19 protein-coding genes and 1 tRNA gene are annotated in these 22,622 nt (G+C 58.0%); 6 read left to right on the top strand and 14 right to left on the bottom strand.

The genetic code is table 11. The annotated features are described in order from the left end of the window. Positions 1-59: 59 nt before the first annotated feature. From EN857_RS06260 to EN857_RS06245, 4 genes are all read right to left on the bottom strand, one after another. Entirely contained in the window at positions 60-656 is a 597-nt protein-coding gene (locus EN857_RS06260; protein ID WP_135858154.1) for a hypothetical protein, read from the bottom strand. Between the two features lie 121 nt (positions 657-777). Beyond that, complete coding sequence (locus EN857_RS06255; RefSeq protein ID WP_135858151.1) at positions 778-1,383, bottom strand: methyltransferase type 11; 606 nt, start codon at positions 1,381-1,383, stop codon at positions 778-780. Then, positions 1,380-2,729: a DUF3560 domain-containing protein gene (locus tag EN857_RS06250; RefSeq protein WP_135858148.1), complete on the bottom strand. Its 1,350-nt coding sequence runs from the start codon at positions 2,727-2,729 to the stop codon at positions 1,380-1,382. The genes EN857_RS06255 and EN857_RS06250 overlap by 4 nt, the downstream gene beginning before the upstream one ends. A 342-nt stretch (positions 2,730-3,071) precedes the next feature. Further along, complete coding sequence (locus EN857_RS06245; RefSeq protein ID WP_135858145.1) at positions 3,072-4,217, bottom strand: hypothetical protein; 1,146 nt, start codon at positions 4,215-4,217, stop codon at positions 3,072-3,074. A gap of 157 nt (positions 4,218-4,374) precedes the next feature. Here EN857_RS06245 and EN857_RS06240 point away from each other — a divergent pair, with 157 nt between their 5' ends. Continuing rightward, positions 4,375-4,599, top strand: coding sequence for a helix-turn-helix transcriptional regulator (locus EN857_RS06240; RefSeq protein ID WP_135858142.1), 225 nt, complete (start codon positions 4,375-4,377; stop codon positions 4,597-4,599). A gap of 532 nt (positions 4,600-5,131) precedes the next feature. On the opposite strand, the gene EN857_RS06235 is transcribed toward EN857_RS06240, so the two are convergent. The 6 genes from EN857_RS06235 to EN857_RS06210 form a co-directional block, all read right to left on the bottom strand. Beyond that, positions 5,132-5,446, bottom strand: a complete 315-nt coding sequence (locus EN857_RS06235; RefSeq protein ID WP_135858140.1) for a hypothetical protein — start codon at positions 5,444-5,446, stop codon at positions 5,132-5,134. A 264-nt stretch (positions 5,447-5,710) separates the two neighbouring features. Beyond that, positions 5,711-6,847 (bottom strand): hypothetical protein, encoded by a 1,137-nt coding sequence (locus EN857_RS06230; RefSeq protein WP_135858138.1) that lies wholly within the window; start codon positions 6,845-6,847, stop codon positions 5,711-5,713. Between the two features lie 296 nt (positions 6,848-7,143). After that, positions 7,144-8,109, bottom strand: coding sequence for a non-homologous end-joining DNA ligase (gene ligD / locus EN857_RS06225; protein WP_189521634.1), 966 nt, complete (start codon positions 8,107-8,109; stop codon positions 7,144-7,146). A 61-nt stretch (positions 8,110-8,170) separates the two neighbouring features. After that, positions 8,171-9,052: a zincin-like metallopeptidase domain-containing protein gene (locus EN857_RS06220; RefSeq protein WP_135858134.1), complete on the bottom strand. Its 882-nt coding sequence runs from the start codon at positions 9,050-9,052 to the stop codon at positions 8,171-8,173. A gap of 148 nt (positions 9,053-9,200) precedes the next feature. After that, positions 9,201-9,971: a hypothetical protein gene (locus EN857_RS06215; RefSeq protein WP_135858132.1), complete on the bottom strand. Its 771-nt coding sequence runs from the start codon at positions 9,969-9,971 to the stop codon at positions 9,201-9,203. A gap of 137 nt (positions 9,972-10,108) precedes the next feature. After that, positions 10,109-10,987 carry a L,D-transpeptidase family protein gene (locus EN857_RS06210; protein ID WP_135858130.1) on the bottom strand — a complete coding sequence of 293 codons (879 nt, stop codon included), beginning with the start codon at positions 10,985-10,987 and terminating at the stop codon, positions 10,109-10,111. Between the two features lie 268 nt (positions 10,988-11,255). Between EN857_RS06210 and EN857_RS06205 the strand changes: the two genes are divergently transcribed. The 4 genes from EN857_RS06205 (at position 11,256) to EN857_RS06190 (ending at position 18,527) form a co-directional block, all read left to right on the top strand. Continuing rightward, complete coding sequence (locus EN857_RS06205) at positions 11,256-12,215, top strand: hypothetical protein (RefSeq protein WP_135858128.1); 960 nt, start codon at positions 11,256-11,258, stop codon at positions 12,213-12,215. A gap of 422 nt (positions 12,216-12,637) precedes the next feature. Further along, entirely contained in the window at positions 12,638-14,197 is a 1,560-nt protein-coding gene (locus EN857_RS06200) for a primase-helicase family protein (RefSeq protein WP_135858126.1), read from the top strand. 5 nt (positions 14,198-14,202) lie between these two features. Beyond that, positions 14,203-16,278 (top strand): AAA family ATPase, encoded by a 2,076-nt coding sequence (locus tag EN857_RS06195; protein ID WP_189521633.1) that lies wholly within the window; start codon positions 14,203-14,205, stop codon positions 16,276-16,278. After that, positions 16,275-18,527 carry a hypothetical protein gene (locus EN857_RS06190; RefSeq protein ID WP_135858122.1) on the top strand — a complete coding sequence of 751 codons (2,253 nt, stop codon included), beginning with the start codon at positions 16,275-16,277 and terminating at the stop codon, positions 18,525-18,527. The genes EN857_RS06195 and EN857_RS06190 overlap by 4 nt, the downstream gene beginning before the upstream one ends. A 96-nt stretch (positions 18,528-18,623) precedes the next feature. Here EN857_RS06190 and EN857_RS06185 read toward each other — a convergent pair whose 3' ends face one another. After that, positions 18,624-19,553: a hypothetical protein gene (locus tag EN857_RS06185; protein WP_135858119.1), complete on the bottom strand. Its 930-nt coding sequence runs from the start codon at positions 19,551-19,553 to the stop codon at positions 18,624-18,626. 164 nt (positions 19,554-19,717) lie between these two features. On the opposite strand from EN857_RS06185, the gene EN857_RS06180 reads away from it, so the two are divergent. Then, the gene (locus EN857_RS06180; protein ID WP_135858117.1) at positions 19,718-19,963 is read left to right on the top strand and encodes a hypothetical protein; all 246 of its coding nucleotides are present in this window, start codon (positions 19,718-19,720) and stop codon (positions 19,961-19,963) included. Between the two features lie 61 nt (positions 19,964-20,024). Here EN857_RS06180 and EN857_RS06175 read toward each other — a convergent pair whose 3' ends face one another. The 3 genes from EN857_RS06175 to EN857_RS06165 form a co-directional block, all read right to left on the bottom strand. Then, complete coding sequence (locus EN857_RS06175; protein ID WP_348630766.1) at positions 20,025-21,830, bottom strand: site-specific integrase; 1,806 nt, start codon at positions 21,828-21,830, stop codon at positions 20,025-20,027. A gap of 113 nt (positions 21,831-21,943) precedes the next feature. Continuing rightward, positions 21,944-22,018 (bottom strand) — tRNA-Gln (locus EN857_RS06170). A gap of 159 nt (positions 22,019-22,177) precedes the next feature. After that, the gene (locus EN857_RS06165; RefSeq protein ID WP_127284010.1) at positions 22,178-22,522 is read right to left on the bottom strand and encodes a VOC family protein; all 345 of its coding nucleotides are present in this window, start codon (positions 22,520-22,522) and stop codon (positions 22,178-22,180) included. Positions 22,523-22,622 lie beyond the last annotated feature (100 nt).

Genomic DNA, 22,622 nt, shown 5'->3' with positions numbered 1-22,622 from the left:
AAGGAGATGTGTTCGACTCTGGGACGAGATGAAAGGTGCTGGCGGGTGGCTGTTTCTGCTTACCTCAGCCAACTCTCGGGAGCATTTTGTTCGGCCACTTTCTGATGAGTTGCCTCGAAGCGGACGGGCGGCTCACGGCCCCGTTCCGACCATTTGATGGCGGGCAAGGGCTCCCGCGCGGCCCGTGCTGTCGCCATGGCGGCGTCGTGCTTGGCGACCAGTTGGCTGAGATGGCCGACCTGGTCGTAGGACTTGTTTTCGGCGTGGCGGACTGCTCCCTTGGCTGAGGAGAGCGCGAGCCGTGTCTTGTTCGCGGCGCGAAGGGCACCGGCCGCTTTCAAGCAGTCACGCGCAAAGGCGAGCGCCTCCACCGCGGTACGCGCGGCGCTTACCACATCCGTGGGCACGATTGGCGCTGTCTCGATTTCATCACGGTCGATGCCCCATGAAGTGTACGGACGGCAGCTCGCCATCGCCTCCGATACGTCATTATCGAAGAGCGCCTTGAATTCCTCCATGGTGTCGGCGTCGAGGTGTTCGCTATGTTCGAACGCGTCGTTCCAAAAATAATGGTCGATTTCGGCTTGGGTGGCTTTGACGATTGATGCGGTGCCATGTCGGTTCTCGTCATAGGCGTGGTAGATCCTGAACTTCATGAATTGCTCCTCGTTCGAAAGACCAATCGGTGGCCCGATAAATAAAACAAGCAAGGCCCTGATCGCGGGGCGTGCTTGCGTGCTGCGTCATCAAGAAGAGGGACAGAGTGGGCCGAACGCCTTAGTTTGGTTTGGTGATCCCGATGATTTTGGTGCGTACCTTGGCCGTCGCGAAAGTGTCGGTCGGGAGGATCTCGAGCGTTTCGGCGTCAGCGTGTACGAATGTGGTCGGCACCAACGCTACCAGGACCGCGGGTAGGTCATGACCGCCGCGTCCGAGCAATGGTAGTGCGGCCGCGACGTGTTTGCGGACCTCGCTGAAGGGCGGGTTCATAATGATGCGCGGGTATTCGACGCGTCCTCTAACCTCGGCAGCCCACTCAAGAAAGCACCGGTTGATGACTGGGCCGAATTGATGAAGTCCGCTCGCGAGCCTGGTGTGTCGTTCGACCTGCGTGAGTTCGTATCGGCTGTGACCGGACGCCAGTAAAGCCTTGGTGAGTTGTCCGGTGCCGGCGCTGGGTTCCAGCGTGAGGAAATCGCCCTGCGGACCAAGGTATGCGACCATGCGGTTGGCCACGTCGTCGGGTGTGACGTGGCACTCAGTGAACTTGTCGACGATGACGGGTTCGTTGACCCGGATGGGCTCCAGCTTGCCATAGCTGTCGCGGCGCTTGACGAGGATCCGCATCGGCTTATCGGGGCGGGTGTAGATGGCGCGCTTCATTGTGCGCCATCCAAGTTTTCGAGCGTGGCGACGCTGTCGGGCATTGGGTGGGCCTTTGCGTCGGTGAAGAAGGCGGCCACGAAGGGCGCCAGGTGGCGTGGTTCATGGTTCGGGTCGATGCAGATGCGGAAGCGAAAGCCGCCGCAAAGAGACAACCGACATCCACGCTGCTCAAGATGAAACTGGGCATATCTTGATTTGGTCATTTCGACCACCCGGAAGGTTTGTACCTGATCGCGGTAATAGCGATGCCGCGACCGGAGCGCCTTTGCCTTCAGGTTCAGGATGGGCGGCAACGCATCCTTCTCCTGCGGGACCTCGTAGCCAGCGGACTGCATCAGGTCGCGCCATTGTTCGGCGGACAATGAAAGCTTCGTGTCGTTGGCGAGGTGGAGTGGCAGCGTGGCCTCGCTTTCGAGCACGAAGGTGTCGGAGTCGATCGCACGCGCTTGCGGCTTGTGCGCGCCGTGTTCGCGGGCAAAGGCCTGTAGGATCACTGGCGTGAGCTCACCCTTGTATCGGCGCACCGGCCCGAGCAGTTCGCGTTCGTAGCTGAGCCGGTTGAGCGTGTGTTGGATGTAGCGGCGCCGCTTGTCGCTGGAAATCGATCGTTGCGCGGAATCAATGCATTGTTGCCGCGCCTCCTGGGGCGACACCTCACCTTTCTCGACCTTGCCCCAAAGGTCCCAAGGTGCAAGTTGGCCCGTGGGTATGCTGCGGCCGACCGCGACCTTGATGGCTTCGTCCTGGGTAATCTTCTCCCACATCGCGAGTGTGAGGTGGGCGTGATTGATCTCGCGCTGCATGTCGCGCAGATCGGCAAGCAGAGTTTTGATGCGGTTGGCCCGCACGCGGGGGTCGTTTTTGTAGTTGGCGTGCAGTTGGACGCCTTCGGCGCGATAGAGCCAGTAGTTTGCCAACTTCTCGGCCTTGTTGGCATTGGTCATGGCGGCTTGCATCCGTTCCTGGGTTTTTCGCGCTTTGCGTTCCGAATGATGTCCGACCAGGATTGGCTGTCCAAAGGCGAACGCCTCGGATAGATCCTGCGCGGCGCGCTGGAATGCATTTGCCTGGCGATGGCGCCTGTTTGCGAGTTCGTCGAGGCGGTCAGCCTTGGCCTGTGCGCGTTCCGCGAGCGTCATCTCTTCCGGTTCGATTTCACCGGCCAATTCGATGGCCAGATCCTCTCGCGCAGGAGACCACTTCGGAGCGACGAAGAGTTCCTGTTTTGGCGCCCAGACGAAACCAGCGTCTCTGACGCGTTGGTAGGTCTCGCTATCCAGGCGAGAAGAAGCGTAAAGCCGAACCTTGTTGTCTTCCGCCGAGTAGGTTGCGCTGATCTTCATCTGCGGATCGTTTCCCTCGAGCTGTTGAATGAATTGGGGGCCCGGCGGGGCGCCGACACGAGCCAAAGCAGGCGTGAACCAGGCTCGGCTCAGTGATGCAGGGCAGCCCAGCCGCAATCAATTTTCGTTTGGCGTGTGCTCTTCTTTACCACCGTCCAGCATTTAGAGCGGCGTTGTTTCGCCCGCCGGAATATGCGTGGCGCAATGCTCGTAGGGCATGATGAGAGCGGGACGGCGCCGGGAGTGCCGGCGAGGACGTTTGGATCGTCTTGAAGACAGGCCAAGCGCCATCGTGGCGCTCGACGTAAAGGGCTGTCGGCGTTGGGCTCTACATCTGCCGATCTAAAACGGGTTTTCGACGGGGCTGGTCGGAGCAAAAACCTGAGGCCAAATCAGTGCGTAGGCTCGCTTCTCGGATGCACAATCCTCATCGGCAACGCCTGCAAGCTGCGCTGGCGCTGTGGCCTGGATGTGGTTCCACGCCGCGTCTCTTTTCTCTTGGGATAAGTGCATAGCGGCGAATGTCGACTGGAGTTCCGCTCGAAGGCGTTCGACCTCCTCGGCCGTGAAAAAGGCGTCGTGTTCCGCGCAATAGTTTGCAACGTAGTATTTTGTGGAGAATTGCCTGAAAATCGTAACCTCCTGCGCCTCCTGGAGGGCGGCGTCGTCGATTTTTATGGTTGCTTCTTCTCGTTGCCTTGTGGCTTGGGATTGAGCGGATTCTGTCGCTCGCTCCTCAACCTGCGCGACTGCCATGGCTCGCTCTATCTCTCGCTCCACCTCGGGCGGGGCCGCCCATTTGAGGCGCCGTAGAAAGTCGTCGATAGCGGCCAGTCTTTGCGTCGGATTTTTCTGATCCCGTACGATTGCGGCGAGCTCATCCAGGAGTTCTTTCGTACGATCCGAGTCCGCCTCTCGCTCTGCCATCGGATTTCCCACGGAATAATCAAGGTAGCTGATCAGACCTTGTCCATCTGGGTTTCCACATTCGGATATTCGGGCTTTCAACGCGTTGAATGAACTAACGGTCCATTGTTCGAAAGGGATTCCGAAGGGAGTTCCTCCAGGGTACCACTGCTGCTTGCTGTTGAAGTCGATTGTGACATCTTCACAGGGGATCTCACCGACGATCAGATCTGCCGGTTTCGTTTTTTGGGCCAGTATTTTGACGCGGGCAGCGGCGACAACCTGCGCAATGGCTGGTGGGGTTGATGGCCATCCGTAGGAGCGCACCAGCGAGTCAATGTCGGATAGCTTTTTGTCTGTGGGGGAGGCGTCTTCTGTGATTGCCGAGAGCTTCGCGAGGAATACGGGTGAGATGCCTGGCACGACTTGCTCGTCGCTCTCGCTCTGTGCGACTAGGTCCATTTTGGAGCTGCTCCCGCCGCTCAAGACATCGATGAACGAACTTGTCGACGAAGCGGCTACTGGTTCGATGCCGAGGACCGCTGCCAATAGTGATGGCGCTAGAAGTCGCTTGACGTCCATTTCTTCCCTCAGTGGCTGTTGTGGCGTTGGGCGGGTTCAGTTGAGCGGCACGAAGATTGCTTGCGTCCAAGGGGAGGGCCGCCTGCGATGAAGCGCGTTGGCAAATACATATTATAGTTGATACTTTTGCGCGACGAATTCCGCAACCCAGTGCTGCATGGATATGCGCGCTCTGGTCGGAGAGAATTTCGCTCGCCTTCGACGTGAAAAGGGACTCACCCAAGAGGAGGTTGAGGCCCGCTCAGGATTTAGTCAGCAGTACCTGAGTGACTTAGAGCGTGGTAAGCGTAATCCGACCGTCATCACTGTGTATGAACTCGCTGAGGCGCTGGGGGTTAGCTATTTGGATCTTCTGACGCCTCTCGGGAAACGGGACAGATAAATTGGAGGCGCCAGGGGCGCGTTAGCCAAGACGCTGCCAAATTGATCGCGAATCGTAGGCACCGCGGCACTGCGAGAATTCCTTCTTGAGGATGATGAATGTGTGCGTCGATCGCGACCCGCATCCCAATGAGCGTTTGGGGCATATGTGCTCCTGCCGATGACGAAAGGCAAAGTCGTGGTATTGTCGGAATCAGCCATGATCCGAGCTCCGTACAGCTTGGGGTGTGGTTAAGCCGAGCGACGTGTTGCAGCACGTCGTTCGGCTGAGAGAGCGAACCACTTGTTACGTACATACCGTACATTACGGACATTCCGATTGTCAAATACTCCTGATCCCGCCGACACCAAAACCGAGCGCTTCGAGTTGCGGCTCTCGAGTGATTTGCTTGCACGTGTTGACGAATGGCGACGCGGTCAGCCTGACCTCCCCACCAGATCGGAGGCATTCCGTCGATTGGTGGAAGCTGGCTTAGCCTCGAAGTAGTTGGCGGCCACTGCTCTCGTTCGAGTTCTGCGGCGAACTTTGACGCTTAGAACGGCAGGCTATCGGGCTCGAGTACGATCGTAAGGCTGGCGTCCTTGTTCTCTCGTTTACGAAACAGAGACCTGGACTTCGTGGGGACCTCGCGCTCTTTCAGACGAGTGATGAAGTGCTCGATGCCCTTCTGTTCGATTCGCTTGGCGCCATCCTGAGTGATCGTGCCCCTGTCCGGATAGAAGTTGAACGGCCCGACTTTCAGTTGGTGAGGCGATTTCCTCAAAACGTCGTATCCGTTGCTCACTAGGCGCTTGATAGCGCGTTGCATCTGGATGGAGTCGTCGGGTTTGTGGAGGGCAGATTGCACGTTTTCCTCTTGGTGGATTTGGTTGTCGTGGTTCTCGGATTGAGGGGAAGGGATGGAAGAGATGGAAGGATGGAAGGGAAGGGATGGGAGAGCGATCGAAGGATCGATCAAGCGATGGATAGGAACGGCTGCATAATGTAGCGCCTTTACAGCCGCTTGAGCATCGGACCGAAGCCGAGTGGGGCAGCGATTTGAAGGTTGACCTGCGCGGGGACGTCACCGCCGCGCAGGTCGCCTTAGCTGTCAGTGCCGGAAATGAACGGGTCAGGCTTCGTCCTGGACATCCTCACTGTTTCGGTCGAAGGCTTTGCCGGCCGGGGTTGTGACGATCGTCTCCATCACGTGACGGACGACTCGATGAAAGTCGCAGTACCTTCCCCAAAGCTGGGAGGCGTATTCCGCTTCGCCCGCGTCCGCGATCGCACGAATGATGGTCTCGACAGTGAAGGCTTCGAAGCCCACACGCTCTCTTCCGTCGTCGTGCTGGGTGTTGCCTGAAGCGTCCTGTAGTTCAGCGGCGTACATCGCGCTCGACGCAATGGCGCGTCGGTTGAGGCGTGGTGCGATGGTTATGAATTTGCCTCGTGCGGCAAGGCCGTGGTCGACCATGAGCTGCGCCATGACATGTTCGCGACGAAGCTGTTCGAACCCAGGGCGCTTGAGCAAGGGATCCTCAGGGTCGAGGTAAAGCCCGGATTCGCGCGTTGTCTCGTCATAGCGATCGCGGTGGCGCGCAGCGGGCGCCAGCATCTCTTCGACGTACTTAACCTCCACGGCAATGAAAGCGATCTCACCGTCCGGTGTGACGACTTCCGCGACGACGTCAAAGGCGGTGCCATCGCCGAAGTAGTTTTCCTGGAATCGGCCGGGACTATGTTCGAACCGGATTCGCGTCACGGTCTGGACGAAGTCCGGCAAGAGGTTGCGCCAAACGGCACTGGCGAGGTCGAGGTCGAAGGCAAATGGCGCCCAGAGGTTGATTGTGAGGCATTGGGACGAAAGCAGGTTGGTCCACAGGCGCTCTTCGTCCCATACGGATCCCGGTTCACGAAAGAGAAGCTCGGCCTTGGCCAAGGCGGTGACGTCGTTGGTCATGAAGTTGGCGCCGGCCCGGGCCGCTGCGGCGGATATTCGGGATCCGAGCTTGATCCTCCGTGTATCGCCCCTGGAGCCTACGATGAGTGCGCCGATCGGGAGCTTGTGCTCTTCGCGCCAGAGGGCGCTTAGGAGCCTAGCGGCGGCGCCGAAGCGGTTGTCCGTCGAGACGAAGGCGTGCTTGGCCCTGCGGACAAAGTCAGGGATCAGCGGCGGATGAACCAGCGGTCGTTCGAAGACAGTGCGGGCTCGGTCGGAGCTGCCAAAGGTAGGTTCGATGTAGGTGAGAGATAGTGCCGTTTCCATTTGAACTCCTGTCAGTGACACGGAAGGTTCAATGAAGGGGGGCAGCAATTTCTGGAGACGCCCTAGAGGGCCGGATCATAGATCAAGAAATTGGTAGGCTTTTTAGGCTGAGGTCATTGGTCGATTTTGGGTAGGTGGACCTTTTCTGTTCATATCTGGTGTCGTTCTTGGGTGTTGGTCTGGAGTGTTCGTCTTGGGTGTTCGTCTGGGTCTTGGCGGGTGTTCATCGGAGATCGTCGTAGGTCTACGTACGTCGTCATCGGGTAATAATAAATAGGGCTTTAACCAGCCAAGTCTTAGCCGCTATGCGGCCAGGGGCTCAGCGATTTTCTCAGTGGAGTCAGAGGCAAACGTCTCCTGCTGCACGTCCTCGCCGCTTTGTCCTCTCGTAGGCCGATAAAGCTCGCGCCCCGCACGCAACCGCTCGAACTGAATTCCAGAAATTCGACTTCGGCGACGAGCTGTGGAGACACGAAACGGATGTCGCCCTTGATGGTCGCTTGAGGCGCTGACAAGTCAAGAGAGGCGGGGTTTGAGAGGAATTCGGCCAGCTGTTTTCTTTGGCTCCCAGAAAAGCCGCTGCCTACGCTACCCCTTAGCGTAAGGGCGCCGTCATCCATGGTCGCCAGTACGATGGACTTGACGGCACCGGTTTTGTTGTCGGGTCGCCATCCCGCTATGAGGAATTCCTGACGCTGCTTGAATTTGAATTTTCTCCAGGCAGGAGACCTTTCGCCTGGCTTGTAAGGCGCGTGGCCATCTTTTGCCATCAGGCCCTCCCAGCGGGCTGCCTCAAGCCTTGCGGCTAGGGCCTCGCCATCGCTGAAATGGTCAACGAAGTTCAGCCCCTCGATGTTCAGGCTCTCGACCGCTTGAGAAAGGACGTCCTTTCTGGCGCGTAGCGGCAGCCAGGTCAGGTCCTGCCCAAAACTCGCAAGCAAATCGAACGCAAAAAATGAAAAGGGCAGACTGACATCGGAAAGCGCTTTGCAGAGCAGTCCGAAGTCAGGCCGGCCTGTTTTGTCGAGCACGCAGATCTCGCCGTCGAGCACGTAGTCGTGCTCATGTGGCACCTCGCTCGGTAGCGATCGACCGAGACGCGTTGTCCAGTCCAGTCCTCCTCGGGTGAAGAGCCGAAGCTTGCCGTCTCGGACCCAGAGCTGGCACCGGTATCCGTCGTATTTCGGCTCGAAAAGAAGGTTGTCACCCGAAGGCAGAGTGCGAGAGGGCGTGGCGAGTTGGCATGGAACGAATTTGAGCATGAACCGCCTCGGAAAAAGGGCTGTGGGGTTTCGTCGAGCTACTGATGTTTTTGCGTCGTCCTCAGCCAGCGGGCGGCCCGTTCTCGCCAGCATTTTGCGCGGTGATCTCGAAGAGCCAATCCGCGGCTCGTGAGGCTTGGGCTGCCGCGGAAAAGATCGCGCCAGGATCTTCGCGCAAGAGGGGCAGCCAGTCCTTTATGTATTCCGAATGATTTTGATGAGGGGTGCTTGCCAGGCCCAGCCCCGCAAGGACGAAGGCGGCCCCGAGCTCCGCGATGAGTTCTTCCGCCGCATAGGCTCGATCGCCAAAGCGACCGGAAAGATCGCGCGCTAGCCGCGGCTTGGCCCCAGACCAGTGGATGAGTTCATGGGCTAGGGTGGCTGCATAGCCCTGCGCATTGCTGAAGCAGTCTCGTGCAGGTAGCCGGATTTCGTCGGAGACTGGGCTGTAATAAGCCTTGGTTCCATCAAAGCGAATAGTGGCGCCTGTCTTTTCGACGAACTCATCGAAGTTGGAGGTTGTCCAACCTTGGGCGTTCGCCTGCTCTCGCCGCGGGATGACGCCATCGCATTGTTCGGCGTTGAAGGCCACGGACATGCGCAGGACGTAACGGCGGTCGGACGAGGCATTTGCGACTCCGTCGCCGTCGGGGCTCCCCATGGGTTTGTAGAAGACCACGACGGTGCCTTTTTCACCGCGGCGAACTTGTGCACCTTGGTTGTGCCACTGGCGATAGGTTGCCCACCGGCTATCAGCATACCCGGCGCGGTCGCTGGAGCACCAAAGGCTCAGAACATTTGCGCCGCGATATCGTTGTCCCGTTATGCCATTGATGGGCAGGCCACCCGTGGGACGATGCCAGGGGCAAATCCAGGTGCCAGTGCTTGTCTGATTGAGCTGCGCGAGAACGGCGTCCGTAATCTGGCGGTAAAACCCTCTCATTCTAAAACCCTCCGATCATCAGATGGCCGTGGGTTCAGCTTTGCGGTGCTCGTGTTGCCTTGTGGCTTAGGATTGGGCTCGGCGAGGAAACAGACCAGGCCCGGTCAAGGTATGGGCTCATGCTGCAAATGCATTAGCCCGCTCGACGTCAATGAAGCCATCGTTGGTATCGATCATGTGGCTTGTGATACTTGGAAAGCGACGGCTTGGCCTTAAGCTTGCCAATTTTTGCCGCGAGCTTCCCCAACTCGGCGGCCGCTGAAGGCTTCCAGCGATTCTTTATGGCCCAGGATTTGATATCGTCAGGCGTCAACGCGTGGCCATGTGCTCGCAGAATGCGCAGCACTTCCTCGGCATCACGTTTGTCGAGAGGACCAAGGGCGCCTTTAGACAGATTGACCGATTGGGTTAGCGCCAGCAGCGCCCGCTCGACCACCTTATCGCTGAGCAACGTTGCAGCCGGAGCAGGGGCCTTGCCAATGATCGTTGGGTTCCAGCGCTTGATCCATTTGTCGATATCGCCATCGACCCAGGGAACGGCGACGATTCCGCGAGGCCCTAGTAGACCATCTGCTTTCTCCAGCATTTCGTCATCGGCATAGTAGACGACGACGACAGCATCGGTGGCAGAGCGCCCCATCGTCTTCAGACTCGCATGGCGACAGCTAACCCCCGAGGGCAACACGATTTTGTCCCCCTTGAAAAGGGACGTTGCGCTCTGCTCTCCAAGATGGGTTGCGAGCGATCCATTCTTGATCTGGTCCTTGACCGGCGTAACAAGGATTATTTCCTTCACCGCGCCCGGATCTGCATTGCATATGGCTTCGATGCTTTCTTGCACGATTTGCCACGCCAAGGCTGAGTTGTCATTGTCTGGTGGAGTAGCGTAGCGAGAGGGGTCAGGCATGGCGATTTTCATCCGGAAATTGTTGATCGTTAAGGGGGGCGGGAAGATGGAGGTCTACTTGCCAACGGTTTTCTGCTTCTTAATGCCAAGCCGCGGAGAACGCTGCAGCAGCGTTCCGGAACCTCACGGGTAGCTTCGAAGCTGCGGGATCAGCTTGTGGCCAGGGGATTCGACCCATAGCTGACCAGCAATTGGAAGTGTCCGCTTTGAAGGGTCTGACTGAGCTTTTGAGCACAGTCCCGCAGCGTCGCGCCGTCCTCGTCGACACCAACGCACCCGTGTGTGCCGGGCGGCGGACCATCAGGATGAATCCGAAACGCACTTCGATAGACGCCCGGCCTATACGCGGTTGGGACCACTTCGGACAGATCGAATGAGTAGCTGATCCCTCCGCGGCTCATCCCAGGAGCGCCAGTCCGATCCGAGCGATAATTGCTGACGATGTAGAGACCGGGAGGGGTCGGTCCATTCTGCTTTTTGTAGTCCGCGACGAATCCGCCGGTTGAGGCGCTATAGGTCCCGATGACATTCTTGTTGGGATCGTAAACCGTCAGTGTCCCGGTGTATCGAGCCACGCGCGAGGTATCCATCGCGGCTGTGGCAACGAATGTGGCAAGAACGGGTAACCCTCCGCTTAGCGCAGCGCTGATGGTCGACGATGCGAAGATTTCGGAGGTTGCTGTTTCCAGATCCTTGAACGTGAAAGCTGGGCCGTGCGTGGCGAGTATCAACGCATTTGAGTCGCTCTGGACTGGGGCCGGCAACGACTTGAGGGCCAAATCATATTCTGCTGGATGGGCAGCGGCCAAACGCTCCGTTATTTCAGGGGCTCCCTCGATCGCCAGCCCCGATATAATTGAATATACGCGAAGCCACTGCGCGATGTTGTCCTGAGTCGGACTGCTCTCTACATTGGCGCCGAATGCCAGTACATCCGGCAGCAAAACATTTTCGTAAGTCTCCGAGAGTGACCCGACGGCGGTCGCAGAATTCAAGTCCTTCAACAATTGATCGAAATTGCGCGGCATGTACTGCACCCCCAGAATTACACCCACGCAGCACCATAAGACAAAACGGAGCAGTTTGTAAAAGCCAGAAGGCGTAAAAAATCAGTGAGAACATAATTGACAGCAAAATGACACGAGTTCGGAACCGAACATTGTTGCTGAGAGGGCGACAATCGACTGCTGATCGCCCGTTCGAGAAGTTGTTTAGCTCTGGGCAGTCGTGCTAGGTTGAGATCTCGGCGAAGCGCCATGATGCGGCGTGCTGCTGTGTGGATGGAGGGGTCGCATCGTGGTGGAGCCGCAGGTCGTCGCTGCAATAGCGGGCACATCCGGCGTTTTCGGTTTCCTTGCTCTCATTGCCTATTTTTATGTAGTCGGTCCCGCGAAGGAAGTCACAGCGGCGGAGGAGTCGCTTCGGATCATTGTTGAAGGCTATCCGCTTTTCACGGAACGCCAGGTCTTGGAGATCCTCAGGACCTTCCGAGATGATGCGATGCGATTGAAAGCGCTCCGGGCGTTCCTGGCCCATAAAAATCAGGATACCGCTCAAGCCTCAAAATTGTACGACAAAATCAAGAACGGCGTCGATCTGCAAAAGATTGTCGATACACGTGCATTGGCAAGGCGTGATCTAGCAAGATGGTCCTCAATTGTCTTGTTGCTAATCGCTTTGGCAGGACTGGTTTACTATCTCCTGCCCCGCCCGGTGCCACCGCCTCCGATCCCGAAGGCCCTATCCCTTAGCCACGAACGCCTGTTTGACGAGCATCTAAAACAGGGCGAGGCGGTATCGCGGCTCGAAGTCAGGCCCGGCAACTATTTCACGATCAAGAAGCCGGAGGACTTCACCCTCGTGCTTGGCTTTGTCATCGACGGCTTAGTGGTCACGAATGACGGCGACGTTGATGCATCGATTGAAGTGGTTGGCCTGAAGGCAGACTCGCAGACGGCGGCATGGTCGGCCAACATCGACCTGAAGCGGGTTGATGACTGGAAGACCTTCTCCATCGCCAAGGCTTTGGGAAGCGAAAGCGTTTTGAAGGCCTTTAGCTTGACAGAAGGACAGGGTGTGCCGATTGCCGCAATGATCGAATGTGCTGACGCCAAGGATCTCACCAACTGGTCAGGCAAGATTCAGATAAGAGTGAGGGACGAATTGGCGCATCTCGGCGCGGAGTTGAGCCGACCGATGACCCTGACCCTCGACAAGCCAGCCAAATTGACCGGATCTGGTTCTTGTCCACGCTAGCGGCAGCGTGGGACGGGTCTTGCGGAACCAAAGAGCCATACCTACGTTATTTAGCGGTTTCTCACGAAAGGTGATGCCATGAAAATGTTCGACCACATCGTCCGTCCCAAGAAGGGGCACCTCTGGCTGCATTAGCGCCAGTTGATGTCATGGCTCCATGACCCATCGCCTTCGAAAGCCCGCCTTTGGCGGGCTTTTTAATGTCATTTCTACCAGGCCGTTCAAGCACATATTTCCGCGATTGTCAGACGTAGATACATCCTGCAGGGACTTCCTGGATGGTAGAGTCTTCCGATGCAAAGAGGCGCCCGCCATTGGCTGCCATGTGAATGGTAAGTGCGTCCGAAACAGATCCATTTACAGTCTGCGCGTCCGAAAATTGAGGAACTATCTATGCGTCCGTTAGCAACGGAGAACCCGCTATGGACGACATCACAAAATTGCCGGCTGAGCCTGCAGCGATCGAACTAACTCATCAGCCCGACCTTGCCGAGGGCGCCGATCTACTCTTGTCGAGGGAGACCAATGATGTCTCGGTCCCTCCGCCACCACGTCTACACGAGAGCGATCCGGTTGCCTTTGTGACTGATTTCCTTCGCCTCCACCGCATTCGGATTCTCTACGACGGTGCGATTGCGCAGCTCGGCTCCGAACCAAAGCCAGCGACGCCCGAGACCGTGAAACAGACGCTCGCCAAGGAAGACGAGACGATCGCAGATCTGACTGACCGGATGGTCTTGTTCGCGCAGAAGGAGCACTATTCGTTCAAGCGGTCAGCCATCTCGACCGCCTGCCGACAGGTGGTGAAGCGCGAAAAAGGGGCACGCCGGGAAGCGGTGCTGGGTCCTCTGATCGAACGCAAGCTTCGCGATGTCGAGATCGTCGCCGCACGATCGCAGTGGTCGGATGTCGCCTCGCTCTTCGCCATGGACAGCAACCTGAGTGTGGCGATCCTCCAGCACTTCGTCTGGCAGGTAAAGACGAAGGCGCTGCGACTGCCGATGCAGCATCACTTGATGCCGATCGTCTGGGGGGCCGACCAAGGGTCCGGCAAAACTACCTTCGTGAAGGCGCTGGTTGCACAGCTTGAAGAGCTTGCCTCATTTGCCTTTCTCAGCGACATCGCCGACACGCGGGCAGGGCAGATTTTCAGCTTCCCGGTAGTTGTTGTCGATGACATGCAAGCGCTTGAGCCGCGGGCCGTACCCATCCTCAAGTCCTGGCTGACGGCGGATATCGCGACGAACCGGCGCCTTGGTACATCTTCCACCGCGCGTCACCGGGTGCTTTCGTCGTTCATTGGAACGGCCAACACGCAAATCCAACACTTGGTCCGCGACGAGACCGGCAACAGGCGCTTCGCGATGATGCCGTTCCGAAACGGATCGGTAGAGAAGGGCGGTAGTGAACGCGTTTGGGAGACCGTGAAGGCGCTTGATTACGAGTTGCTGTGGCGTTCGGTGTCGCCGTTCGAGCCGTCGCCCATCCGGGTATTCCTCACGCAACTTTACCGGCATCAAGGTCGCTTCATTCCCGAAAGCCCGATCCTGTCGTGGTTGAAAAGGCTGGACGTAAATTCTCCCGAGGTCCGGGCGATCTCACACAAATCCGGTGTCATGGCCGGTGAGCTGCATGAGCTTTACATGAAGCAAACGAGACAAGAACCTAGCCCGCAGGCGTTCTCGAACGACATTCTCAAGAACGCCGACAACCCCGACGTTCCATTCTCGGGAAGGCAGAAGCTCAAGACCGGCTATGTCTACATCTTCAAGCGCCGTGCTGCGGGCGTGTTGCCTGCAGCGGCCCCGCCATCTTCGCCACCCCCGCGATCACCACCACCTCCACCAGCCCCGCCATCTGCACCACCTCCGTCACCTCCGCCACCTCCGCCACCACCATCATCACCGTCAACGCCACCAACGCCCGCATCGCCAGCAGCATCGCCGGACCTTGAACCTGGCGGCACCGAACTGCCGGAGTGAGAACAGTGGACCTCGCAAACAAGTATCGCCCAACGCGGTTTTCGGACGTGTTGGGCCAGCCGCATGCTGTTGGCTATTTGTCGCGCCTGGTGCTCTGCCAGGCGCGACCGAGACATCTCCTTCTGTGCGGCTCGCACGCGTCGGGCAAGACGACGTTGGCTCGCATCTACGCCAAGGCGCTCAATTGCTCCAACGTTGCTGTGGATGGTTCACCCTGCAACATATGCGCCTTCTGCACGGATCGCGACGGCCTGTTCGAGTACGATGTGCCTGGTAAGGGTGGGAGCGAGGACGACGTCGCAGCTTGGCTCGAGGGCCGCTATCGAACGCCGGTCGATCACAAGACGTCAGTGCTCTTTTTCGACGAGGCTCACGGTCTATCCCCAAGGACTGCGGATAGCCTTCTGAAGAGAGTAGAAGAGTCAGCGCCAGGCGTTGCTTTCGTCTTCGCGACGACAGAGCCAAGCGCCTTGAGGTATACGCTTCGATCGCGTCTTATGCGTCTTGAGGTGCGGCGTCTCGGTTTAAGCGATGCCGTCCGGCTTTTGCGCGATGTCGCCGATCGTGAGGGCATCGAGTACGATGTCGACGGCCTGGCGTTGTTGGCGTCAATCAAGCGGGGCTATCCCCGTGATCTGCTGATGGGTCTCGACCAGGTCGGAGGCCTGGATACGGCCGTCACCGTCGCCGCCGTCAAGGAGATGTTCGGCCTCGATCAAACCGAGCGCCTCGTCGAGCTGTTTCTGGCCCTGGCGAGCGGCGACGAGGGCAGACAGCTGAAAGTGCTGGCTGATTGGCCGGAGGAGCTATCGGTCAAGATCGATTGGATTCGCGCCTTCCTCACATCGATCCGATACTGCGACATTCTCGGCGTTGATTTCGTCGGTGACCCAATCACGTTCTCGATCAAGGACGGTCGAGCCGCCATTGTTGAAGGATTTTGTCGCCGACTGGGCCTTCAGTCATCGATCCAGCTCCTTCCCTATTGGGAGCGCATGTTGTCATTTTGGGATCGGTCGCATTCAGTCCAGGAAGCTGATTTCCAGCTGCGACTGGCCCTATTTCAGGATCTGGTCAACCATCGCTTGGCAGGTTCGCTGAACCATTCGGCAACTCCTCCCATGCGAGCTAATCACTTCAGAGCGGCAAAACACGATCTACTTGCCGAATATCATAGCGATCGGCATCGAGAATACCCTGACGCCGATCTGCTGGGGCTAGGCCAGGGCGACGACGAGCTGGGCGATCAGCAAAGCCTCAGTCTCAAAGATGTCCGCGAAATCGTAAATCGAGCGAGCTGGTTCACGCAGGCAACAGGCTGGACGATGAACGCTGCTTTCGAAATCCGGCCGTTAGCCTCCGACATCAAGCTTGCGACGACAACAACGTTCATTGCGGACTTCGTTCGCGCCTTGCAGGTTGGCGGACCTGATCTGCCTCGGTCCACTGCTTCGATTACCGTGTTGGAGGCGAGTGGGACGGGCAATGTCATCGGATACGTCTGTGCTCACATTGAGGGTCTTGATGATCCATCCCGCGGTCCAAGACTTCGAAGGTGGTGCGACCGGGGAGACCAGGCCAACGGCGGCGCCGACGGGCACGACGTCGAGGTGTCGTTCTCCAATGACAACAAGGGCATGAGATTTCATTGGGCCCAAGTGTTCAAGCTTTGCGCGGGTCTCGGTGGAGAGGCCTTTATTGAAGACGATCAAGGCGCCACTCGCGCCTTGAGGGACATTGGCATAAGAAAAGACTGGCGGCAGCCGGGGATGCTGCCGTTTAGGGTACTGTACTTCCAGGGCCTTGTCGGCAACGCGGCCATTGACGCAGCCACTGCGAACGGCATGGAGTTCCTGTCAGCGTTCGACGATAGAGCTTTGGGACACCTCACATCCGGATGGGAGTTGAAAGAGCACAGGGATCGCATCAAGGAGTGCGCGAGCCGCCGTCAGCAAGTGGCAGATTTGGCGATTTATGACGCGGAACGTGTCAATGCCGAAAGGCAGCGGCTTACTGCCGAGTGGGCCACAGCGAAAGCCCGGCGTCGGCACTGGACAGGCTGGTGGAGGGCCATGCCATGACAACCGCTCTTGACGTTGAGTTTCTGCTCAAACCGCAATTGCCAGCCCGCGTGCTTGTCTACCGGATGCGGACCGGCGCTCTGCGGCGCCGTTTGATGGATACTCTGCGGGATCTCTACGGACAGCATGGTCTGGACCTTCATCAATGCGAGCCGTCGGAACTTGAGATTGTGGGAAGTGGCGCTTCTTTGATTCCTGGCGCATACTTCTGCGAACTTTCGAGCGGAGCCGGCGTGGACATTGCTTCGTTGATTTCGACGATCACTAGCCCCTCGACGTCCAACGTCGCGATCTTCGCCAGTTACGGGTCTCGGTTGTTTTCCGATCGTTCGTGGATCGGCGCCGACGGCGTTTTGATGCTCGAGGAGCCAATCATAGCAACCGACGCAGTCCCCGCGGCGATCTGGGATTTTCTCCGGATAAGCTGCGACCTGGCTCCGCAGCAGGCCCTGGAAACAAAAGAGCTCAAAGTCCGTTTCGAGGCCCACCTATCAGGCGGCAAGGTAGCGGTACCAGAGCTGGTCCATGCGTTCGACAGCTATGTGGCGCTACATGTCGATATGGCATCGGGCCGGCTGGTCGACGACGCGCAACTGGAGACGGAAGCGAAGGAGCGTAGTCTTTTGGCTCGACCGTTGGTGGCCTTTGTGCGCGACCCGCTCTCGAGCCACGAGGCCGACATCGCTCATGCGATCGATTTGAGATTGAGGAATGGGTGGTCCAAAAGTTTGCTCGTCGACGAATTGCATCGTCTCAGTGCCAGGCGTCTCGGCGGGCGGACCAAGGACGTCATGGGCCACGACCTCGTCCTGTGGACGGCTTTGGTGGTCGCGTGGACTGCAAGGCTGCGCGCTGCCGCGTACGATCAAGGCGACGAACAGGTGTTGCCCGACTCCTTCGTCTACACCGTCGAACAGATGCTGCGCGACTATCGTTTCCGCAGTGAGTTGTCGGACCGGGATCGGCTGTCTGGGCTCTGGCGAAACATTTCCGATGCGAGCCGAGTTGTTCAAGAAGGTGACGGGCTTGAAGCAGAGCTGAGCCTTTGTCATGCGCTCACAGAATACCTTGGGAAAGGAGAAGCAAACGAACCTGGTTGGATCCAGCGGCTGCGTGCAATCCTGTGCGACCGAAGTTCAGCACCGATCGTCCCCATTGATGAATTCAGCGGAGACGCAAAACCCAGAAAACGTGCTCACTCCTTGGATGACATCGTTGGTCATCGAGTGGTTGTAGATGCCGTAAAGAAGCGGTTCGCCGCAGGCAGACACTCGCCACTTTATCTGTTTGGACCTGACGGCGTGGGCAAGGAGACGTTGGCTCTCGCCTACGCACGGGCGTTTCTCTGCGAAGGGTACCCTCAAGAATCCCGTTCACCATGCGGCAAATGCGAGGCCTGCAGTTCGTTCGACAACGGCAGTTTTAGCCTGGTCCAGCTTGATGGCGCCGTACACGGCGCCGATCCGTCCTCGGTACGAGATTGGTTGAAGCGCATTCGCTTTCGATCATTCGCCAAGCGCCGAACCGTCATTATTCAAAACCCCGAACGGGCAGGTCGCTTGATCGACACCCTCTTGAAGACGATCGAGGAAAGTGACCAGGACACCCTCTTTATCGTCTGCGGCCGCGACATGAAGGCACTCAGCGCCACCGGCGTTTCTCGGTGCGAGGTTCATCGTTTGTCTCGACTGGAGGATGAGGCCGCGACCAGGCTTGCGTCGCGTTTTTGTGCGCCGGAGGACCTCGGTGGCCTTGGTGCCGGTGTCGTCGACCTAGTTGTCGAGAAGGGTGCGGGATTACCAGGCCTCCTTGCACAAGCGGTGTTTGCGGTCGTCAAGGACAAGGCCTTCACCGAGAGAGACGCAGCTCGGGCACTGGATCTGGATTGGCGAACCGATGCGTTGGCCGACTGGGTGTCGATGTTTCGAGAGGTCGAGCCGCTAGCTTTGGGTCATCTATCAATCTTGCAGAAGGCAGAGCCGGAACTCGCGCTGGATCGGATGAGAGCGGTCCTTGTCAACTTGGCCGACCGAAATCTCGAGCGCGCGCCCGCGCCGTCTTGGCGTCCTCACCTCGCGACGCTGTTGCAATTGGTGAATCAGTTGGAGATGCGGGCGACAGCCAGCAGCAGAGACTACGCGGAACTATGGAACGAGCTAGCTGAATTTTGGGGGAAGGATCACACCGACGCGATGGGCTTACAGCATGCCGTTCGGGAAACACGGCTCATCTTGGCCTGCGCCCGCTAGGTTTCAGCCTAGGCGGGTCGCGACGCCTTGAATGGGTGCACTTCCCAAGGAGCTTGAGGGCATCGAGCATCCTCCAGCCGCCTCGACAGGTTTTGGTCAATTGCGGGGGTTGTCGTCTGGCCACCCACGGCGAGGCTTTGGTCTGTTCCGTCGCTTGTCATTCGTCCAGAGCTGCCCGATCTTGTTAGCGAGCCTGACATCCGCAGCCTTACCCCGCTTCCAGCGGGTTTGGCTCTCCGAGCCGTCGGCTGATTGGGTGGGCTCGTCGACGCCGAAAACACGTCGAAGACCGAGACGGTTGACGATCGAGCATGCGAATCGGATCGCCGGCCCCTTGTACTGCAGGCCGTATTCACTCCCAGGGCGGCCGTCAGGCACTGTGGTAACCCCGAATTCTCGGTCGTAGAGCCATGTGTAGATATCGGCGATCATACGGATAGCGTAGTGCTCCGGCTTATCGTCCTGGCGGTTGCGCAGGTATGGATAGAGCTGTTCGTGAGCGGTTCGCTCCAAACGGCTGGCTCCGTCGAATCGCCAACGAATCTTTTCCGATGGGCTAAGTTTGTCGAAGCGATCCTGTTCCTCGCTGAGGTACTTAGCAACCGCGTCGATGCTCTCTAGAGCGGGAACAAGATCCGACAAGGCGAGAGGAAGTCTCAACCGATTCTTGTCGATTCCCTGACGTGCGAGAAGCCCGAGTTCGGCGGCGCGTAGAGCTGTGGCGAAGGGTGTTTCCTCCTCGAATTTGCTCAAGAGAGCTCGAATCGCGTTGCGTACGGCATCAATACTCCCCAAGAGTTCGCTGCGGCCAATTTTGTAGGCTTGATCGAATTCGGTGTATATTACGGTGTAGAAATCAATCAGCCGTAGGCGTAGTTCGATGAATTTTCCATCGCCTATGGAGTCAGATAATTCTACATCCGACAATATCTGGCTGACATGGGAATCAGTTACGCAGATCGACGAGATGGCATGGTGGTCGATCAACGGCGAAATAAGGTGTCTGGCGCTTTCATTGTTGTCCATTTTGGGCAGTGCTTTTCCTTTCGGGCGTGCTCTCAGCGCACGCACTCTATAAGACAAATGGGCTGGAAAGGCTTGAAGGGCCGGCGAATTTATCCTGAAGGACCGGATTGCGGTCGGACACAGGGTCTTATAATTTCCTCCTAATATTAGCGGGGGAGAAAGCAGTGGACGATCCTTTTTTGGCTATTGTCTTGATCGGAATGCTCGGAACCATCGCCAACCAATATTCTCATCTCACGAGACCTCATTTCACGCTTGCCCAAATAATGGCGATTTTGGTTTCTGTCGCCGTCTTAGGGTCCGCGCTTTACGTGATCCTTCACGGCAAATACCCAGTTGATACGCTGAGATGGGCCTATAGTGCGGTGGGCTTTGTTTTTGGATATTGGATTACGCCTCCAAAGGGCTAGGCACGATCTCTGGCAGGGGCTGGTTTGATCCTTGGCGGCCTCCGAGTAATCGAACTGCTAATCAACCAGCCTCGTGGTTTTTCGGCGGCCGGCGCCTTTGTTTCCGGTATTTCAGCTGCGGACGGACAAACGCCTTCACGTTGGGCCCGGCTTCAAGCAACCCTGGCAGATCAAAACCAATATCGATCGTATCGATAGCCAACTGAAGTTGGGCCAAGGCCGACGCCTTAACGTAACGGCTGGTCTCGCCCGGCGTCGAATGGCCAGTAACGTGATCAAGGACAGCTCGTTCGACGCCGGCTTGATGCATCAAAGTGCTGGCCGTGTGACGGAAGCTATGGAAGTCTAGGCCTTTACGGTAGACGCCGATGTCCCGGCGATATCGGGTGAACCATTTTGAGAATGAATGGCCAAGTCGACTATCGGCGCCGCCAGGTTTCAAGTTCGGGAACAGTCTGGTCTGGCGGCCCTTCCGGCAGTGCTCGACATAATCAAGGAAGCCGATTTTGATGAGCGTCGAGTGGAGTGGCACCTGGCGGGCCGCGTTTGCATTCTTAAGCATCCTTGGCGGTCTATCGTTGATGTCAAAGAAGGTGATTCCATCAGCAACCTTGACATCTTCGACATGGAGTTGGGCGATCTCCTCCTGCCGCATTCCGGAGAAAAGTGCTATTAGCGGCAGCCAGTATTTTTCGTCTTTCAATATCAGAGACCCTGGGTCGGCACGGCGCAGTTCGGATTTGCAGCCGGTATAAATTGGCGACTGGAAGAGAACTTTCAGCTCTGGCAAGGTCCACGCGTCGCGCTGCTCGGAAGCCCTTTTTGTTGATCCGAAGCGAAAACCGCTGAAGATGTTTTGACCCACTGCCCCGGCAGACAGCGCTGATTGCCAAAGCCCGCTCAGAGCGGAGAAATGTCGCTTCACGGTGCGCTGGGTTATCAGCTGGACTTCTCTTGTTCGAGCCTGCGCCGCGGCAACCGTCAAAATCTCTTCGACCGTGCGCCCGCGATAGGCGGGGGCCTTGGAATAGTCCCAGGGCAGCCTTTGGACCTTCTTGCGAAATTCGTCGGCATCGGCGCGCGTGAAAGCGTTGAGCGGACGGTCGCCGCAAATCTCGACGAATAGGCGGTATGTTGCGCGTGCCTGTCCCGCCGTCTGCTGGTCCCAGATCTTAGTTACGACCTGATCCGAGCGGAAGGCCTCTGCAATTTCCGAGAAATTTGGTCCGCCGCTTGGCGGAGGCGGAGAGGGCGCTACGACCGAGAGGGCAGAGGCCTTGCTCAGTCGCTCTGACGCGTCGGTCGGTCCACTAAGCGCATCTTTGAGCAATCTGTCTCGCGGGTCGTGATTGAAGTCGCCATCCTGGCGTGCCCGTAGCTCACTTATAATGTCGATACTGGCCCGCAAGATCGCTTGGCGGATCTGATTGTACTCGCCCGGACGGAGGTCGCCTTCGGCCACATTGCTGCGAGCCATCACCACTTGTGTTGCTGGATTGGCTTTCTCGAAATCATTCTTCCGCAGAGCGTCCCGCTGCTCGACCAGCGTTTGATCGAGGTAGTCCGATCGCGCTCGGTGGTCCTCCTCGGACCACGGCTGGTCCGGGAATAGCCGGCGATGATCGTCAATGGTCAGGGTGAGCTGATAAAAGTCTTTCACCAGCCGGGAAATTTCATCGGATGAGAGCATGGAGGCGGCGGCCGCGAAAAGTCCTTCAGAATGTCTATAGAGCAAATCAGCGCGCATTCTGGCAGAGGCCACGGCATTTGTGGATAGGCTCCGGACCAGTTCAGAACGTCCAATCCGAGATCGCAGCGGCGAGGGTACGACTCGCCGGAAATGAAACACGCCGTCTCGTCGAACCACGTTGAGTAGCCGACGTCCCCGCCCTGATTTGTAGCAGTCAATTGTAGCAAGGGGGTGTTCGGTGCTTCCTTTCGGTGAAGAAAGTGAGCTAGAACAATCAGTTAAGGGTTTGTTGGCTGGGGCGCCAGGATTCGAACCTGGGAATGTCGGTACCAAAAACCGATGCCTTACCACTTGGCGACGCCCCAACAGCCGCAACGTGCCGTTGCGCGCGGCCTTATAGGACGAGCCGGCGCAAAGCTCAATGCTCGGACAGGTCTCATCCAAGGTAATCTTGCCGCATGTTTCGCCGTCGACTGACCGGCGCGCCTGTCCGAGGGGCGGCCCGAGGACCGGTCAGTTTGCGTCTATTCGCCCCAGACGGCCAGCTCGTTGCCGGCCGGATCGGTGAAATGGAAGCGTCGTCCGCCTGGAAACGAGAAGATCGGCTTGACGATGGCGCCGCCGGCATTCTCGACCGCCGCAAGCGTTTCCTCCAGCGCCTCCGAATAGAGCACCGGCAGCGGCTTCGCGGCGGCTTCGCCGGCATCGGCCTGGAAACCACCGTCCAGCCCCTCGGCAAAGGCCGAATAGGTCGGCCCGTAGTCGGTGAAGGACCAGCCGAGCGCGGCGCTGTAGAAGGCTTTCACGCTATCCAGCGTGCCGCCGGTCGCCGGCAGTTCCAGATAGTCGAGCTTCCCGGTCAGTTTCATGGCGCAACTCCTTGCTATGTTCTTGTTATGTTCTATAACGCCGAGCTTCGTCCCGCAAGTCCGTCCGGGCAGTCGACGATCCTGACGTCTTTCTCGATGC

The sequence above is a fragment of the Mesorhizobium sp. M4B.F.Ca.ET.214.01.1.1 genome, from assembly GCF_004791545.1.
Classification (GTDB): domain Bacteria; phylum Pseudomonadota; class Alphaproteobacteria; order Rhizobiales; family Rhizobiaceae; genus Mesorhizobium; species Mesorhizobium abyssinicae.
The sequence above is the reverse complement of the archived record's forward strand: the minus strand, read 5'-3'. Positions and strand labels throughout refer to the sequence as shown.

Bases quoted from the DNA above. Each gene is read 5' to 3' on its own strand.
- EN857_RS06260 (WP_135858154.1), bottom strand. From the start codon at position 656: ATGAAGTTCAGGATCTACCACGCCTATGACGAGAACCGACATGGCACC.
- EN857_RS06255 (WP_135858151.1), bottom strand. From the start codon at position 1,383: ATGAAGCGCGCCATCTACACCCGCCCCGATAAGCCGATGCGGATCCTC.
- EN857_RS06250 (WP_135858148.1), bottom strand. From the start codon at position 2,729: ATGAAGATCAGCGCAACCTACTCGGCGGAAGACAACAAGGTTCGGCTT.
- EN857_RS06245 (WP_135858145.1), bottom strand. From the start codon at position 4,217: ATGGACGTCAAGCGACTTCTAGCGCCATCACTATTGGCAGCGGTCCTC.
- EN857_RS06240 (WP_135858142.1), top strand. From the start codon at position 4,375: ATGGATATGCGCGCTCTGGTCGGAGAGAATTTCGCTCGCCTTCGACGT.
- EN857_RS06230 (WP_135858138.1), bottom strand. From the start codon at position 6,847: ATGGAAACGGCACTATCTCTCACCTACATCGAACCTACCTTTGGCAGC.
- ligD (WP_189521634.1), bottom strand. From the start codon at position 8,109: ATGCTCAAATTCGTTCCATGCCAACTCGCCACGCCCTCTCGCACTCTG.
- EN857_RS06220 (WP_135858134.1), bottom strand. From the start codon at position 9,052: ATGAGAGGGTTTTACCGCCAGATTACGGACGCCGTTCTCGCGCAGCTC.
- EN857_RS06215 (WP_135858132.1), bottom strand. From the start codon at position 9,971: ATGAAAATCGCCATGCCTGACCCCTCTCGCTACGCTACTCCACCAGAC.
- EN857_RS06210 (WP_135858130.1), bottom strand. From the start codon at position 10,987: ATGCCGCGCAATTTCGATCAATTGTTGAAGGACTTGAATTCTGCGACC.
- EN857_RS06200 (WP_135858126.1), top strand. From the start codon at position 12,638: ATGGACGACATCACAAAATTGCCGGCTGAGCCTGCAGCGATCGAACTA.
- EN857_RS06190 (WP_135858122.1), top strand. From the start codon at position 16,275: ATGACAACCGCTCTTGACGTTGAGTTTCTGCTCAAACCGCAATTGCCA.
- EN857_RS06185 (WP_135858119.1), bottom strand. From the start codon at position 19,553: ATGGACAACAATGAAAGCGCCAGACACCTTATTTCGCCGTTGATCGAC.
- EN857_RS06165 (WP_127284010.1), bottom strand. From the start codon at position 22,522: ATGAAACTGACCGGGAAGCTCGACTATCTGGAACTGCCGGCGACCGGC.